Annotated in this window: 16 protein-coding genes; 9 read left to right on the forward strand and 7 right to left on the reverse strand. The window is 68.8% G+C overall.

Annotation, left to right across the window (positions count from 1 at the left end; genetic code table 11):
* Nucleotides 1-29 precede the first annotated feature (29 nt).
* Complete coding sequence (locus CJ010_RS17985; protein WP_141019324.1) at nt 30-1,289, reverse strand: MFS transporter; 1,260 nt, start codon at nt 1,287-1,289, stop codon at nt 30-32.
* A gap of 450 nt (nt 1,290-1,739) precedes the next feature.
* Here CJ010_RS17985 and CJ010_RS17990 point away from each other — a divergent pair, with 450 nt between their 5' ends.
* Nucleotides 1,740-2,432, forward strand: a complete 693-nt coding sequence (locus CJ010_RS17990) for an alpha/beta hydrolase (RefSeq protein WP_141019325.1) — start codon at nt 1,740-1,742, stop codon at nt 2,430-2,432.
* Between the two features lie 43 nt (nt 2,433-2,475).
* Here the strand turns inward: CJ010_RS17990 and CJ010_RS17995 are convergent, their stop codons facing one another.
* From CJ010_RS17995 to CJ010_RS18010, 4 genes are all read right to left on the reverse strand, one after another.
* Nucleotides 2,476-3,498 (reverse strand): VWA domain-containing protein, encoded by a 1,023-nt coding sequence (locus tag CJ010_RS17995; protein WP_141019326.1) that lies wholly within the window; start codon nt 3,496-3,498, stop codon nt 2,476-2,478.
* Nucleotides 3,495-4,442, reverse strand: a complete 948-nt coding sequence (locus CJ010_RS18000; protein WP_141019327.1) for a DUF58 domain-containing protein — start codon at nt 4,440-4,442, stop codon at nt 3,495-3,497. Before CJ010_RS18000 ends, CJ010_RS17995 begins: the two co-directional genes overlap by 4 nt.
* Nucleotides 4,417-5,391: a MoxR family ATPase gene (locus CJ010_RS18005; protein WP_205754998.1), complete on the reverse strand. Its 975-nt coding sequence runs from the start codon at nt 5,389-5,391 to the stop codon at nt 4,417-4,419. Before CJ010_RS18005 ends, CJ010_RS18000 begins: the two co-directional genes overlap by 26 nt.
* Before the next feature lie 82 nt (nt 5,392-5,473).
* Nucleotides 5,474-6,511 carry a S1C family serine protease gene (locus tag CJ010_RS18010; protein ID WP_240794401.1) on the reverse strand — a complete coding sequence of 346 codons (1,038 nt, stop codon included), beginning with the start codon at nt 6,509-6,511 and terminating at the stop codon, nt 5,474-5,476.
* Nucleotides 6,512-6,785: 274 nt separating this feature from the next.
* Between CJ010_RS18010 and CJ010_RS18015 the strand changes: the two genes are divergently transcribed.
* Together CJ010_RS18015 and CJ010_RS18020 are read left to right on the forward strand one after the other, a co-directional pair.
* Nucleotides 6,786-7,823: a VWA domain-containing protein gene (locus CJ010_RS18015; RefSeq protein ID WP_141019329.1), complete on the forward strand. Its 1,038-nt coding sequence runs from the start codon at nt 6,786-6,788 to the stop codon at nt 7,821-7,823.
* Nucleotides 7,824-7,972: 149 nt separating this feature from the next.
* The gene (locus CJ010_RS18020) at nt 7,973-9,328 is read left to right on the forward strand and encodes a dicarboxylate/amino acid:cation symporter (protein ID WP_141019330.1); all 1,356 of its coding nucleotides are present in this window, start codon (nt 7,973-7,975) and stop codon (nt 9,326-9,328) included.
* Nucleotides 9,329-9,405: 77 nt separating this feature from the next.
* On the opposite strand, the gene CJ010_RS18025 is transcribed toward CJ010_RS18020, so the two are convergent.
* The gene (locus tag CJ010_RS18025) at nt 9,406-10,320 is read right to left on the reverse strand and encodes a LysR family transcriptional regulator (protein WP_141019331.1); all 915 of its coding nucleotides are present in this window, start codon (nt 10,318-10,320) and stop codon (nt 9,406-9,408) included.
* Between the two features lie 126 nt (nt 10,321-10,446).
* Here CJ010_RS18025 and CJ010_RS18030 point away from each other — a divergent pair, with 126 nt between their 5' ends.
* Together CJ010_RS18030 and CJ010_RS18035 are read left to right on the forward strand one after the other, a co-directional pair.
* Nucleotides 10,447-10,752, forward strand: coding sequence for a monooxygenase (locus CJ010_RS18030; protein WP_141019332.1), 306 nt, complete (start codon nt 10,447-10,449; stop codon nt 10,750-10,752).
* Nucleotides 10,753-10,846: 94 nt separating this feature from the next.
* Nucleotides 10,847-11,881: a diguanylate cyclase gene (locus tag CJ010_RS18035; protein ID WP_141019333.1), complete on the forward strand. Its 1,035-nt coding sequence runs from the start codon at nt 10,847-10,849 to the stop codon at nt 11,879-11,881.
* A 17-nt stretch (nt 11,882-11,898) separates the two neighbouring features.
* Here CJ010_RS18035 and CJ010_RS18040 read toward each other — a convergent pair whose 3' ends face one another.
* Nucleotides 11,899-12,843 carry a LysR family transcriptional regulator gene (locus CJ010_RS18040; RefSeq protein WP_141019334.1) on the reverse strand — a complete coding sequence of 315 codons (945 nt, stop codon included), beginning with the start codon at nt 12,841-12,843 and terminating at the stop codon, nt 11,899-11,901.
* A gap of 124 nt (nt 12,844-12,967) precedes the next feature.
* Between CJ010_RS18040 and CJ010_RS18045 the strand changes: the two genes are divergently transcribed.
* The 4 genes from CJ010_RS18045 to CJ010_RS18060 are packed head-to-tail and all read left to right on the forward strand — an operon-like array spanning nt 12,968 to nt 15,597.
* Nucleotides 12,968-13,774: a class III extradiol ring-cleavage dioxygenase gene (locus CJ010_RS18045; RefSeq protein WP_141019335.1), complete on the forward strand. Its 807-nt coding sequence runs from the start codon at nt 12,968-12,970 to the stop codon at nt 13,772-13,774.
* An 18-nt stretch (nt 13,775-13,792) separates the two neighbouring features.
* Nucleotides 13,793-14,344: a cytochrome b gene (locus CJ010_RS18050; protein WP_141019336.1), complete on the forward strand. Its 552-nt coding sequence runs from the start codon at nt 13,793-13,795 to the stop codon at nt 14,342-14,344.
* 46 nt (nt 14,345-14,390) lie between these two features.
* The gene (locus CJ010_RS18055) at nt 14,391-14,963 is read left to right on the forward strand and encodes a YceI family protein (protein WP_141019337.1); all 573 of its coding nucleotides are present in this window, start codon (nt 14,391-14,393) and stop codon (nt 14,961-14,963) included.
* A gap of 55 nt (nt 14,964-15,018) precedes the next feature.
* The gene (locus tag CJ010_RS18060; RefSeq protein ID WP_141019338.1) at nt 15,019-15,597 is read left to right on the forward strand and encodes a YceI family protein; all 579 of its coding nucleotides are present in this window, start codon (nt 15,019-15,021) and stop codon (nt 15,595-15,597) included.
* Nucleotides 15,598-15,696 lie beyond the last annotated feature (99 nt).

Genomic DNA, 15,696 nt, shown 5'->3' on the forward strand with positions numbered 1-15,696 from the left:
GCACTGCCCCATGGGCAGGCAAACCGCGGTCAGGCGGCGGGCGGCCGCACGTGGGCCCGGATCCGCCCGGCGAGCAGCATCGTCGCGCCGGTCAGGGCAACCGCCAGCCAGCCGGCGGCGCCGTAGCCGTCTAGCGCGCCGTCGGGTCCTTCCACGATGAGTCGCCCGCCCACATAGGCGGCGATGCCGCAGGCCAGTTGCTGGCTCGACGAGCACAGCGATAGAAAGCTGCCGCGCAGCGGCGGTTGTGCGGCCGAAATGGTGATCGCCATCGCCGGCACCGCCCGCCCCGGCCCGAGGGTGAGGAACAGCGTGGAGCACAGCAAGATCCAGCCCAGCGCCAGCGGCGGCAGGTGCGTCTGCAGCAGGATCGGCGCCACCGAGAACAACGCCACCGCGCGATAGACAGGGACCTTGCCCCAGCGGTCGGCCAGACCACCGATCCAGCGCGCCACGAGGAATCCCGCCACGCCGCCGAGCACATAGACCAAGGGCACGTCCTCCGCCGCCAGCCCGACATTGCGGGTGAGGTAGAGCGTGAGATAAGGCATCACGGTGAAGGTCGAGAACGCGCCCAGCGCCATGAACAGCAGCGCCAGCCGGTGATTGCGGTCGCGCAGCACGGCCGACATGCCGGCCACCACCTGCGTCCGCGAACCCGGCCCGGCGCGATGGGGCGGCAGTCGAGGCACATGGCGCGCGGCCAGCCCCCAGAACAGCGCAGCCACCGTGGCGATGGCGGCGAATGGCCATTGCCAGCCGAACGCGGCGGCCAGCGTCAGCGCCCCCGGCACGCCCAGCACCGCCGCCAGCGAGGTCGCCGACATCACTGCGCCGCTGGCCCTGGCGCGCCGTTCGAAAGGAATCGCGTCGCCGATGATGGTCTGCAGCAGCGCTGCCAGCACGCCGCCGAAGGCGCCCGCCAGCGTCCGCGACAGCAGCAGCGTGGCGTAGTCCGGCGCCAGCGCGCAGCCCAACGTGGCGAGGATGAAAAGCGCGAACAGCGTCAGCAACAGGCCCCTGCGCCCGAACAGGTCGACAAAGGCGGCCGCCACCAGTCCGCTGGCCGCGGCCGCCAGCGTGTAGATGGAGACGAGGAGCGCAAACTGCCGCGTGTCGATCGCCAGCGCTTCGATCAGCGCCGGCCCCAGCGGCATCATCACCATGAAGTCGAGGATGTGGGAGAACTGGATGCCGGCCAGCGTCAGGACCAGCAGGCGCTCCGGCCTGCCGGCGGCTCCCGCGGCGTGTCCCGCCAGGGTGTTCGCGGCGATGTCTGTCTGGTTCATGTGCCCTTCATGCTCACGATGCGGGGCGCTGGAGGCCGCCCCCGCGCTGCCCTTGCCGACATCACCGGAGTACGACCGGCGGTCGCACTCATTTGATATCGATTCTCATTTATTCGTTTGCAGTGTAGGGATGCCGGGCGACCTTTTTGTTTGCCGGCCGAAGAAAGATGTTTGCGCCGGCTGCAGCAGCCAGAGAACCGGCGAGGCCGGACGGAAGTCCACCGGGTGGGGCAGGCATGGGCGGGCCAAGCGGCCTGCGGGCGCTGCATGTGGCATGCGCGGGCAACACGGGCGTGCAGGGAAAGGCCAGCGGTGCCCGCGTGCCTGTGCCGGTGCGGATTTTTTATCCGTTCGTCGCAATCGCGCGCCACGCGGGCGATCGCGCCCGTACAATCATTCGCGCAAACACGCTCGAAACGAATTCCGATCGACTATGCAGAGGATGACGACATGCCCAACCAGATCCTGCCCGCGGTCGAGATCGAAACCCGCTCGCCGCCGACCCATACGGTGATCTGGCTGCACGGCCTGGGCGCCGACGGCCACGACTTCGAGCCCATCGTCGACGAGCTCGATCCGGACCGCCTGCCCGGCATACGCTTCATCTTTCCGCATGCGCCGATCCGGCCGGTGACGATCAACGGCGGCTACCCGATGCGCGCCTGGTACGACATCGTGTCGTCCGACTTCGCCCAGCGCCGCGAAGATCCGCGCGGCGTGCGCGAATCCGCCCGCCTGCTGGAAAACCTGATCGCGCGCGAGAATGCCCGCGGCATCGCCGACGACCACATCGTGCTGGCCGGCTTTTCGCAGGGCGGCGCGATCGCGCTGCACACCGGCCTGCGCCATCCGCGCCGGCTGGCCGGCATCCTGGCGCTGTCGACCTATCTGCCGCTGGCCGACAGTTTCATCGCCGAGGCCGACGCGGCCAACCACGACGTGCCCATCTTCATGGCCCACGGCCACGGCGACACCGTGATTCCCTACGATTTCGCGCTACGCTCCAGCGAGTTGCTGCAGGCCACCGGCTATGCGCTCGAATGGCACCCCTATTTCGCCGACCACACCGTCTGCCTGGAGGAGATCCGGGACATCGAAACCTGGCTGGCGCGTGTGCTGGGCCGCAGCAGCGACATGGACTGATGCCACCGGGCCTGACCTCACAGCGCGCCGGCCCTCCCCGCCCTCACAGGATGCGGCGGAACCACAGCATCGACAGCAGCGCCGCCAGCAGCATCAGCACCGCCCCGCCAGCGGCGAACAGCGCGCTCACCTCGGTATGCTTTTCCTGCAGCGTCAGCCTGCTGCCCAGCTTGCGGTAGATGCGGCGCAGCTGTTCGGCGTCCGCGGCCTGGAAATAATCGCCGCGAGTGGTGTCGGCAATGGCCTTGAGGCTGGCCTCATCCAGCCGCACCCGCATTGACCAACCCTCGTAGCCCACCACGCCGCCGTCTGCAGTGCCGACGCCCACGGTATAGACCCGCACGCCATGGTCGGCCGCCAGCTTGGCCGCGGCATCCACCGTCGGCCCGGTGGTCCGCTCGCCGTCGGTCAGCAACACGATGGCGCCGTAATTGTAGGAGCCGGGCTGCACCGGCGCGGGCGCCGGTCCGTCCGCCGCCTTGGGTGCCGGTTCGCCATCCTCGACCAGCAGGCTCAGGTCGATACCGGCCTCCGGCAGCAGCGTCGCCAGCGCCAGCACCAGACCGCTGCCGACGGCCGTGCCGCGCTGCAGCTGGAAGCGCTCGATGGCGGCAAGCACATCCTCGTGGCTGCGCGTCGGCGCCTGCACCAGCGCGGCAGTGGCGGCAAAGGCGACGACGCCGACACGGGTGTCGGCCGGCAACACCTCGACGAAGCTGCGCGCCGCCGCCTGCGCCGCGGCCAGCCGGTTGGGCGCAAGGTCGGTCGCGCGCATGCTGCCCGAGATGTCCATCGCCAGCATGATGGTCTGCTCGCTCACCGGCAGCGTGATCACCGCGCTGGGCCGCGCCACCGCCACCAGCATGGCGGCCAGGCCGAGAAGGTAGAGCAGCGGCGGCAGATGGCGGCGCAGGGGCTGGCGCGCACCGAGTGCCGCCTTGACCATGTCCAGCCCGGCATAGCGCAACACCAGCCGCCGATGGCGCCGCCACAACCAGAGGTAGAACACCACCAGCACGGGCAGCAGCAGCAGGGACCACAGCAGCGCCGGCCACACGAAGCTCATCGACGTCCTCCCGCCAGATGCCCCGGCAGGCTACCACCGCCGACGACCCGGCTGCGCCAGCGGCGCAGCTCGGCAAAGCGCAGCAGCGCATCGATCAGGTCGTCGCCGGTGGACAGCTCGAGCGCATCCACCCCGGCGTCGGCGAAGGCGGCGCGCAGCCCGGCCTCCCGCTGTTCCGCCTGCGCGGTGAAACGTTCGCGGAAAACGCGATCGTGGGTATCGACCAGCAGCTGCTCGCCGGTCTCGGCATCTTCGAACACCAGCATGCCGAGGTCGGGCAAGTCGGTCTCGAGCGGATCGTGCAGCCGCACCGCGACCAGTTCGTGACGCTGCGCAAGCTGCGCCAGCGCGGGCCCCCAGCCCGGCGTGCTGATGAAATCCGACACCACGAACACCAGCGAGCGCCGCGGCACCGCCTGGCGGGCTGCGCGCAGCAGCTCGCCCAGGTCGGTCTGGCGGCCGGCGCCGTCTCGCGCCGGGGCCGGCCGCGACAACAGCATGTGCAGCAGATGCAGCACGTGACGGCGGCCGCCGCGCGCCGCCAGTACGCTGTCGACCCGGTCGCCGTAGCAGATTGCGCCAACGCGGTTGCCGTGGCGGGTGAGCAGGCGCGCCAGCACGGTGACGAAGTCGATCGCGATCGCCTGCTTCTTGGCGCCGGAACCGAAGTCGAGCGAAGCGCTGAGATCGAGCAGGAACCAGGCGCTGACCTCGCGATCCTCGTTGTACTCGCGCAGATAGGGCGTCTGCAGCCGCGCAGTGACGTTCCAGTCGATGTGGCGGACGTCGTCGTGGTACTGGTACTCGCGCAGATCGGCGAGATCCAGGCCGAAGCCGCGGAACAACGTGCGGTAGTCGCCCTGCAGCAGGCCGTCGAGGCGGCGGATCACCCGCCACTCGAGCCGGCGCAGCAGGCGCTCAGGATCGTGTGCCGGCGCGGACATGGCTTTCCAGCGGTTTTTCCGGTGCGGGCAGGCGGCTCATGATGCGTTCGACCAGCGCGTCGGCGGCCAGACCGTCGGCCAGCGCCTCGTAGCTCAACACCAGACGATGGCGCAGGATGTCCGGCACCAGGTCGGCGACGTCCTCCGGCAGCACGTAGTTGCGTCCGCGCAGGAAGGCAAGCGCGCGGGCGCCCTCGATCAGGTGGATGGAGGCACGCGGGCTGGCGCCCCAGGTCAGGTAGCGCGCCACGTCGTCGATGCCGTAGCGCTCGGGCTCGCGCGTCGCCGCCACCAGCCGCACCGCATACTGGATCAACGCCGGATCCACGTAGGCGCCGCGGCATTCGCGCTGCAGGACGGCCAGTTCCTCGGTGCTCGCCATCGCCTGCACCGTCGCCGCCGGCCCGGTGACGCGCTCGACGATGGCGCATTCCTCTTCCTCGCTCGGATAGCCGACCAGCACCTTCATCATGAAGCGGTCGACCTGCGCCTCGGGCAGCGGATAGGTGCCCTCGGTCTCGATCGGGTTCTGCGTCGCCAGCACCAGGAAGGGACGCGGCACGTGGTGCGTTTCGCCGGCGATGGTCACCTGGTATTCCTGCATCACCTCCAGCAGTGCGCTCTGCACCTTGGCCGGTGCGCGGTTGATCTCGTCGGCCAGCAGCAGGTTGGTGAACACCGGGCCGAGCGAGGTGGTGAATTCGCCGCTCTTCTGGTTGTAGATGCGGGTGCCGACCAGATCGGCCGGCACCAGATCGGGGGTGAACTGGATGCGGCGGAAGCTGCCGCGTATGGTCGCTGCCAGCGTTTTCACCGTCAGCGTCTTGGCCAGGCCCGGCACGCCTTCGACCAGCAGGTGACCTTGGGCCAGCACCGCCACCAGTACCCGTTCGAGGAAGTGGTCCTGCCCGACGACGACCCGCTTGACCTCGTACAGCACGCGCTCCATCAGCGCCGCCACGTCGTTGTGGTCGCTGTCCCGGTTGTTCATGCTCATACGCCCCCCTTGTCGATGGTCTGCAACGATGCCGCTAGAACGGCGACAGGCCCGCCGCGCCGGCCGCGCTCTCGATCGGAACCGCGAAGCCGATGCCGACGAAGAAGCCTTCGTCGGTCGGGTTGAGAATGCCGGTGACGATGCCGACCACCTCGCCGTCCATGGTGATCAGCGGCCCGCCGGAACTGCCGGGGTTCACCGCGGCATCGAACTGGATCAGGTCGCGCAGCGGCATGCGCCCGCCCGGCGTGCGGAACTCGCGGCCCAGCCCGGACACCACGCCCTCGGTCACGGTGAGGCCGACGTCGAAGGGGAAGCCGACCGCCGCCACCGGCTGGCCGAGCGCAAGATCGCTGCTCGATCGCATCGTCGCGGCGACGAGGTCGTCGGGAATGGTGGCGGCCTGGATCACGGCCAGATCCTGGTCGGGCCGCGCGCCGACCAGTTCGGCATCGGACTCCAGCCCGTCGGCGAAGGTGACCTTGAGCCGCGGCGCGCCGGCCACCACGTGCAGGCTGGTGAGGATCACACCGCGATCGACGATGACCACGCCCGAGCCGATGCTGAGCGCCTCGTCGGCGGCCTTGCCCCTGCCCTTGCCCTTGTGCGCTTCGCCGTAGCCGCGCACCCGCACCACCGACGGCGCGATCACGCGGAAGGCATGCGCCGTGGGCGCCGCCAGCGCCTTGCGCTCTATCGTGCGCAGCACCAGCTTCTCGATGTGTTCGTCGGCCACGACGCGCGGCGCCGGCACCAACCGGTGGTAGGCAAAGAGCGCGAGCAGCAGCGTCAGCAAACCGGCCGCCAGCGTGAGCGCATGCGGATGCTTGCGCCAGGAACGGCGCAGGCGCGACCCGGCGGTCGGCACAGGGCTGGGCGGCGGCGCTGAACCGGGCGGAGCGCCGGCGGGCGTCGCGGCAGACGCCGGGCCCGGCGGCGAAGATGGCAGCGGCGGCGCACCGGCTTCCACAGCAGCCGCGACGGTGGCCGTGGCCTCGCGTCCGTCCGCCTCACGCGCGGGACGCCGCCGCGACGGATCGGAACTGCTGCTGTAGAGCGAAACTCTTCGCATGGGCACCTCCGTCCGGAGAGGGCGACGGCCACAGAATGCCGCGACGCGGCGCGGGTAACGGGCAATGCCGATGTGACTGCACGCCCTGGCAGAAATTCCATTGTCGGCCATGCCGGCCGATTCCGCTGCAGAAGAATGCAGGCCCTGCATCCGGCAGCACCGATGCATGATGGCGGTGCTAGAGTGAATCATCGGACCCGCGGCGGCGCGAGGCAAGCACCGGCAGCGGGACAACGCCCGCCGCGCCGCGGCAGAACCCGGAGGAGCCAATCCGATGAGCCTGTTGTGGCCCGACATGCTGTGGTTGCTGCTTGCCGCGCCGGCGCTGGTTGCCGGCTACCTGCTGCTGCTCCGGCGCCGGCGCCACGCGCCGGTACGCTTTGCCAGCCTGGTGCTGGTGAAGCCCGCGCTCGACGACGGCCGCCGCCTGCGCCGCCATCTGCCGGCGCTGTTGCTGTTGCTGGCAATGATGGCCGCGGCCGTGGCTGTGAGCCGGCCGAGCGCGGTCATCACCCTGCCGTCCGAACAGCGCACCATCATCCTCGCCATCGATGTGTCGCTCAGCATGAGCGCACCCGATGTACCGCCGGATCGCCTCACCGCTGCCCAGGCCGCCGCGCGCGACTTCATCCGTGCGCAGCCGGCGGACGTTCGCATCGGCGTCGTTTCCTTCGCCGGCACGGCCGCGGTGGTGCAGGCGCCGACCGCCAACCGCGAGGATCTGCTCGGCGCCATCGACCGCCTCCAGCTCGCCCGCCACACCGCAATCGGCAGCGGCATCATCGTCGCGTTGGCAGCGCTGTTCCCGCAGGAAAGCTTCGATCCCGACCCGACCATGCTGAGCAGCGCCACGCTCGCCGACGCCGCGCGCCAGGGCAAGGACCAACCGCCGCCGGAATCCAGCGCCGCGCCCGGCTCCAACAGCTCGGCTGCGATCATCCTGCTGACCGACGGCCGCCGCACCAGCGGGCCCGAACCGGTCGACGCGGCAAGAATGGCGGCCGAGCGCGGCATCCGCGTCTTCACGGTCGGCTTCGGTACCGCCGAGGGCGCCACCGTGAACAACGAAGGCTGGTCGGTGTTCATGCGCTTCGACGAGGCCACACTGCGCGCGATTGCCGACCTCACCCACGCCAAGTACTTCCACGCCGGCACCGCTGCGGAGCTGCAGCAGATCTACCACGAGCTCAATGCCCGCTTCGTGCTCGAACGCAAGGCGACCGAACTCACCGCACTGTGCGCCGCCGCCGCCGCGCTGCTGGCCGTATTCGCCGCGCTGGCGGCCTTGCTCCGCAGCAACCGCTACGCCTGAAAGGCCCGTAGGGCGCGGCTCGCAGGCATTTCCAGTCTTATATCCCTGTCTTATATAAGTGTTATCCGCAGTGTGGAAGCTCACACTGCCGGAGGCTCGCCTCGTGCGGAAAAATCGCGCCACTCAGAAAAACATGAGAGGAGTGAGCCATGTCCAAGAAACCGATCTACCGTTCGCTGTACTTTCAGGTCATCGTCGCCATCGTCATCGGCGTGCTGCTCGGGCACTTCTACCCCGAGACCGGCGCCGCGATGAAGCCGCTCGGCGACGGCTTCATCAAGCTGATCAAGATGATCATCGCGCCGATCATCTTCTGTACCGTGGTGGTCGGCATCGCCGGCATGGAGGACATGAAGAAGGTCGGCAAGACCGGCGGCTACGCCCTGCTCTACTTCGAGATCGTCAGCAGCATCGCGCTGATCGTCGGGCTGGTGATCGTGAACGTTGTCCAGCCCGGCGCCGGCATGAACGTCGACCCGAGCACGCTCGACACCAAGGCCATCGCCGCCTATGCCGAACCCGGCAAGATGCAGACCACCACCGAGTTCCTGCTGCACGTGATCCCGACCACCGTGGTCGATGCCTTCGCCAAGGGCGAGATCCTGCAGGTGCTGCTGTTCTCGGTGATGTTCGGCTTCGCCCTGCACCGCTTCGGCGGCCGCGGCACGCTGGTGTTCGACTTCATCGAGAAGTTCTCGCACGTGCTGTTCGGCATCGTCGGCTACATCATGAAGGTCGCCCCGATCGGCGCCTTCGGCGCGATGGCCTTCACCATCGGCAAGCACGGTGTCGGCTCGCTCGCCCAGCTCGGCATGCTGATGGCCACCTTCTACCTCACCTGCATCATCTTCATCTTCGGCGTGCTCGGCACCATCGCCAAGGCGCACGGCTTCTCGGTGTGGAAGCTGATCCGCTACATCAAGGAAGAGCTGCTGATCGTGCTCGGCACCTCGTCGTCGGAATCGGCGCTGCCGCGCATCATGGCCAAGCTCGAGAACCTCGGCGTGAAGAAATCCACCGTCGGCCTGGTGGTGCCCACCGGCTACTCCTTCAACCTCGACGGCACCTCGATCTACCTGACGATGGCCGCGGTCTTCATCGCCCAGGCCACCAACACACCGATGGACATCACCCAGCAGATCACCCTGCTGCTGGTGCTGCTGCTCACCTCCAAGGGCGCGGCCGGCATCACCGGCAGCGGCTTCATCGTGCTGGCGGCGACGCTGTCGGCGGTGGGCGGCATCCCGGTCGCCGGCCTCGCGCTCATCCTCGGCATCGACCGCTTCATGTCGGAAGCGCGCGCGCTCACCAACCTGATCGGCAACAGCGTGGCGACCGTCGTGGTTGCGAAATGGTGCAATGACCTCGACGAGAAGCAACTGCACGCCCACCTCAACAACGAGACCGCGGAAGAGGCCGACGAGCCGGAAGCCGTGCTCGATGCACAGGAAGCCCACATGGACGTGCGCCCGGCCACCGTGGTCGCGGCCAAGGCCACCGCCTGAGCCTGCCCGCGCGGCAGCAGTCCGACCGAGAGCCCCGGCGCAACCCGCCGGGGCTTTTTCATTCCAGACGCCGCGCGCTAGGCCCAGGGATCGGCAGCACTGTCGCCACCGAAATGCGCCACCAGATGGTCGATGAAGAGCCGCAGCTTTACCGGCAGGAAACGGCGGTGCGGATACACAACATGGACGCCGAGCCCGCCGACGTCGTGATCGGGGAACAAGGACACCAGTGCGCCGCTGCGCAGGTCGTCGCCACACACGAAGGTGGGCAGCCAGCTGATACCGGCGCCGGCGCGGGCACCGCCGAGCAGCGCCTCCGAGCTGGTCGACAGCAGGCGGCTCTTCACCTTCACCGTCGTCATGCTGCCGTCGCGCCGGAAGCACCAGTCGTCGCGCGCCGCCGGCACGGCAAAGCAAAGGCAATCGCGCTCCGCCAGCGCCGCCGGCTCCGCCGGATGCCCCTGCCCGGCGAGATAGCCCGGACTCGCCACCACGTGCATGCGCGACACCGCCAGGCGGCGGGCGACCAGCGCCGGATCGGGTGCGTTGGTCACTCGGATGGCGAGGTCGTAGCCTTCGTCCACCACATCGACCAGGCGGTTGGAGAGGTCCAGCATCACCGCCAGTTCGGGATGCTGCTGCATGAAGCCCACCACCGGGCCGACCAGATGCCTGTTGCCGAACTCCACCGGCGCGGTGACCCGCAGCGTGCCGCGCGGCCGCACGGTGACGGCACTTACCGCCGCGTCCGCCTCCTCCAGCCCCTGCAGCAGCTCGATGCAGCGCTCGTAATAGAGCTGGCCGGCCTCGGTCGGCCGCACCATCCGGGTGGTGCGCTGCAAAAGACGCGCGCCCAGTCTCTCCTCCAGGCTGACGACATGACGGGTGACCATCGCCGGCGAGATCGCCAGCCGGCGCGCCGCCGCTGCAAAGCTGCCCAGTTCCACCACGCGGGCAAACGCCCGCATGCTCTCCAGCGTATCCAGCGCCATCGCCGCGACCTCGCATTATTTCTTCACAGTGAGGAATGCATTTCCCCGCAGGCCGATTCTAAGCGAGGGACGATGCGCCTAACATGCCATCGGACTGACACCTCATCCCTTGCCCGGAGACGCCCGATGAGCGCCACCCTGTTGCAGATCGACTTCCCCTTTGCCGGCCCCTGGGGCGCAGACCTTGCCGCCGCCTGCGACGGTCTTGCCCGCGACATCGCCGCCGAACCCGGTCTGCGCTGGAAGCTGTGGACCGAGAACCAGGAAGCCGGCCGCGCCGGCGGCATCTACCTGTTCGACGACGAAGCCGCCTGTCTGCGCTATCTCGACAAGCACCGCGCCCGTCTCGCCGGCTTCGGCGTGACCGACATCGCCGCCCAGGTGTTCGCGGTGAATCCCGCCTTGTCGGCGCTGACCCGCGCCCCGCTCTGAGCGCTGCGCTCGGCGCTTACCGGCCACCGCGGGATGCCACTACAATTGCGTCATCCTTCATACAAAGCGGGTGCCGGACTCGATCCGGAAGGCCATGACCAGTCAGGACGCCTTCTTCGCGGCGGTCTTCGAAGTGAGCCCGGTTGCGATCGCGATCGCGGACGAGCGCGGCCACTACGTGGACGTGAACCCGGCCTACTGCGCGATGTTCGGCTATCGCCGCGACGAACTGCTGGGGCAGAGCTTCCGCCTCATCCTGCGCCCGGAAGACCGGCACCTCGAGCCGTTGATCCTGCAGATGGCGCTCGACAACGACCAGCAGGCCCCGAATGAATGGCAGGTGCTGGCGCGCAGCGGCGCGGTGCTTACGGTACGCTCCAGCTTCCGCACCCTGGTATCGCCGGAAGGCGATTTCCGCATCGTCACCGCGCTGGCCGATGTCAGCGCGCTCTACCAGACCATAGACCGGCTGCGCGACAGCGAACACCGCCTGCAACTGCTCAACGCCAACCTCGAGCACCTGGTGGCCGAACGCACCGCCGAACTGGCCACGAGCAACCGCGAGCTGACCGATGCCGTCACCAAGCTCGAAGCCAGCCGCGCCCACATCGAGCACCTTGCCCTGCACGATCCGCTCACCGGCCTGCCCAACCGCACCCAGTTGCGGCATGTGCTCGACGAGGTGCTGGCCCTGCCCGGCCAGGCCTTTGCGGTGCTGTTCATCGATCTGGACGGCTTCAAGCCGATCAACGACACCCACGGCCACGACGCCGGCGATCTCACCCTGATCGCCATCGCCCATCGCCTGCGCGAAACCTTGCCGGCCGAGTGCTTCGTCGGGCGGCTGGGCGGTGACGAATTCGTCGCGGTGCTGCCGCAGGCCGACGCCGGCACGGCGCGCGCCATCGGCGAACGCCTGATCCAGGCGGTGGCAGAGCCCATCGTGATGGACGACAACGGCCGCGAATGCGGCCTGGGCGCCAGCATCGGCGTCGCCCTCGGGCCCCAGCACGGCCGCAACCGGCGTGCGCTGCTGACCGCCGCCGACCGCGCGATGTATGCCGCCAAACGCGCCGGCAAGGGGCGCGTGGTCATCGCCGGCGAGGACGCGACCGCCTCCGCCGCCTGAATCGCCGCCTGCCCGCCCTATGGGCCGGGCGTGCGGGCCCTTTCCCGCTCCACCCCCTCGCACTCCGCCCACGGCACGGTGGCGAAGGCCTCCGCCAGGTAGTCCAGCAGCACCCTCACCTTGAGCGACAGGTGTTTGCGCGAGGGGTAGACCGCGTGGATGCCGACGCTGACCCCGGCATAGTCCGGCAACACCCGTTGCAGACGGCCAGCGGCCAGATCGTCGCCGACCAGAAAGGTCGGCTGCATCACGATGCCCTGTCCCGCCAGCGCCGCCGCCCGGCAGGTATCGCCGTTGTTGGCGCGGATGCGCGGACGCGTCACCACTTCCTCATCGACCCCGTCCGGCCCGGCAAAACGCCAGACGTCACCGCCATGCGCATAGCTATAGGCGATCACCGCATGGTCGGCAATATCGGCCAGCCGCGTCGGCGTGCCGTGGCGCGCAAGGTAATCGGGCGAGGCGCACATCACGATGCGGGTGCTGGCGAGCTGGCGCGACACCAGCGAGGAGTCCTGCAGCCGGGTGATGCGTACCGCCAGGTCGTAGCCTTCGTCGACCAGGTCCACCAGCCGGTCCGACAGGCTGATGTCCAACTCCAGCCCGGGATAACGCGCCAGGAATTCGCCCCACAGCGGCGCCAGGTAGAGCACCCCGAAGGACAGCGGGGCGTTGATGCGCAGCGTGCCGAGCGGCTGCCCGGTAACCGCCCCGACCGCGCCATCGGCCTCATCGAGATCGGCCAGCAACTGGCGCGCACGCTCGTAATAGGCGCGGCCGGCCTCGGTCAGCGACAGCCGGCGGGTGGTTCGCTGCAGCAGGCGGGCACCGAGCCGCGTCTCCAGATCCTGCACGCAGCGCGACACCGCCGCCTTGGAGATGCGCAGCGCCTCGCCGGCACCGACGAAGCTGCCGGCATCGACCACCGCTACGAAGGCGCTCAATTCACGAAAGCGATCCATCCTGGATTGTTCCCATTACAACAACAGTCTGTTGATAGACAGCCTGTTTATCACGTAGCGATGCTCCAATAAAGTGCCGACATCAGCATTGGGCAGACTGCCCATGCTTGCAACGGACACCCTCATGAACGCCACTACGCCCCACCTGCCGACGCTCTTCATCTCGCACGGTTCGCCGATGTTCGCGCTCCAGCCGGGAGAGGCCGGCGCGCAACTGGCGCGGCTCGGCAGCCGCCTGCCGCGCCCGCGCGCCATCCTGGTGGTATCGCCGCACTGGATGACGCGCAGCCCGGAAGTACTCGCCGGCCGCCAGCCGGACACGGTGCACGACTTCGGCGGTTTCCCGCGCGAACTCTACACCCTGTCCTACCCTGCGCCGGGCGCCCCCGGCGTCGCCGCCGAAGTGATCGCCCTGCTGGCGGCCACAGGCATCCCGGCGCAGGCCAACGAGATCGCCGGGCGCGATCACGGCGCCTGGGTGCCGTTGATGCATCTCTACCCGGCGGCCGACATTCCGGTGATCCAGCTATCGCAGCCGGCGACGCGTTCGCCGCGGATGCTGCTCGAACTCGGCCGCGCGCTGGCGCCGCTGCGCGAGCAGGGCATCCTCGTGATCGGCTCGGGCAGCATCACCCACAACCTGTACGAGTTCCGCGCGCCGCACGACCCGGCCGACCGCTACGCCAGCGAATTCACCGACTGGATCTGGCAGGCGATCGCCGCCGGCGACCTCGACGCCCTGCTGGACTACCGCGCCCGTGCGCCGCACGCCGAACGCGCCCATCCGACCGACGAACACCTGCTGCCGCTCTACTTCGCGATAGGCGCAGCCGGCGGCGACTGGGCGCAGGCAACCCGGCTGCCCGGCGACGTCACCAACGGCATCCTGGCGATGGACAGCTTCGCCTTCGGCGACGCGGCCACGGCCTGAACACACAAGGAAAACCCGATGAACGCCACCCCAACGGCCCGCTACAACCGCACCGCCATTGCCCTGCACTGGCTGATCGCACTGGCGCTCGCCGCCATCTTCGGCCTCGGCCTCTACATGCACGAACTGCCGCTGTCACCCGCCAAGCTCAAGCTCTATTCCTGGCACAAATGGGCCGGCGTCACCGTATTCGTGCTGGTGGCGATCCGGCTCGGCTGGCGGCTCGCCCATCCGGCGCCGGCCCTGCCCGCCACCATGCCGGCACCGCTGCGCCTGGCCGCGGGCGCGGCCCACGGCCTGCTCTACCTGCTGATGTTCTCGATTCCGCTGAGCGGCTGGCTGATGAGTTCGGCCAAGGGTTTCCAGACGGTGTGGTTCGGCGTGCTGCCGCTGCCCGACCTGGTCGGCAAGGATGCCGCGCTCGGCGACGCCCTGCAGGGCCTGCACTTCGCCCTCAACATGCTGCTGGCGGCCATCGTCGCCGGCCATGCCGGCGCTGCGCTCAAGCACCACTTTCTCGACCGCGACGACGTGCTGACCCGCATGCTGCCCGGCGCCGGCAAAGCCTGATCCGGCAACACCAGAGCACGAAACACAGTCCTTCCCCGGAGTCCCCATGCAGATCCATCGTTCCGCCGCCGCCCTGCTGGCCGCACTCGCCCTGCCGCTGGCGCCCGCCGCCCATGCCATCGAATATAGCCAAGTGGCCGCCACAGCCAGCCGCATCGACTTCAGCTACAAGCAGATGGGCGTCGGCATGGACGGCCGCTTCGGCAAGTCCGACATCCAGCTCGCCTTCGATCCGGCCAGGCCGGAAGCCGGCCGCGCCAGCATCGAGATCGATCTCGTCAGCATCAACACCGGCTCTGCCGAAGCCAATGCCGAAGTCGCCGGCAAGGCCTGGTTCGACACCGCCCGCCATCCCAAGGCGGTGTTCCGCTCGACCAGCGTGAAGGCGCTCGGCGGCAACCGCTTCGAGGCCGCCGGCACGCTGACGATCAAGGGCCGCAGCCGCGACGTGGTCGCGCCTTTCAGCTTCGCCCAGCAGGGTGCCGACGGCGTCTTCGACGGCAACTTCGTCATCAGGCGCAACGACTTCGGCATCGGCGAAGGCGAATGGGCCGACCCCAGCCTCGTCGCCAACGAGATCGTCGTGAAATTCCACGTGCAGGCCGCCGCCCGCAAGTAATCCCGCGTAATTCCGTAATCCCCAACCCCGCCCCATCCATCCCAACGGAGTCAACATGAAAACCAGCCTCAAGACCCTCGCCGGCCTCGCCCTCGCCACCGCCTTCTCCAGCGCTGCCTTGGGCGCGCCTGAATCCTATGTGATCGATACCACCCACACCTTCCCGCGCTTCTCCTACAGCCACTTCGGCCTGTCCAAGCAGCTGTCGCGCTTCAACAAGACCACCGGCACCGTGGTGCTGGACAAGGCGGCCAAGACCGGCGCGGTCGACGTCGTCATCGACATGAAGTCGGTCGACACCGGCTTCAGCGTGTTCGACGGCCACATCCAGGGCGCCGACTTCCTCGACACCGCCGCCCACCCGACCGCAACCTTCAAGTCGTCCAAGGTGCGCTTCGAGGGCGACAAGCCGGTCGCGGTGGACGGCGAACTCACCATCAAGGGCGTCACCCGCCCGGTGACGCTGCAGGTGACCTCCTTCGTCGCCACCACCCACCCGATGCTGAACAAGGACGCCATCGGCGCCAACGCCACCGCGGTGATCAAGCGCAGCGAATTCAACGCCGGCAAGTACGCGCCCAATGTCGGCGACGAAGTGACCCTGGACATCGCGCTCGAGGCGATCAAGGGCTAAACCTGCCCGCCCCCTGCCGGTCCTGCGACAGGGCCGGCAGGAAGCCCGCGGGCGCGACGGGCAATTCACCGTCGCGCCTTGTCAGGGGCAAAGGCAGTG

The organism is Azoarcus sp. DD4, from assembly GCF_006496635.1.
Lineage (GTDB): Bacteria > Pseudomonadota > Gammaproteobacteria > Burkholderiales > Rhodocyclaceae > Azoarcus.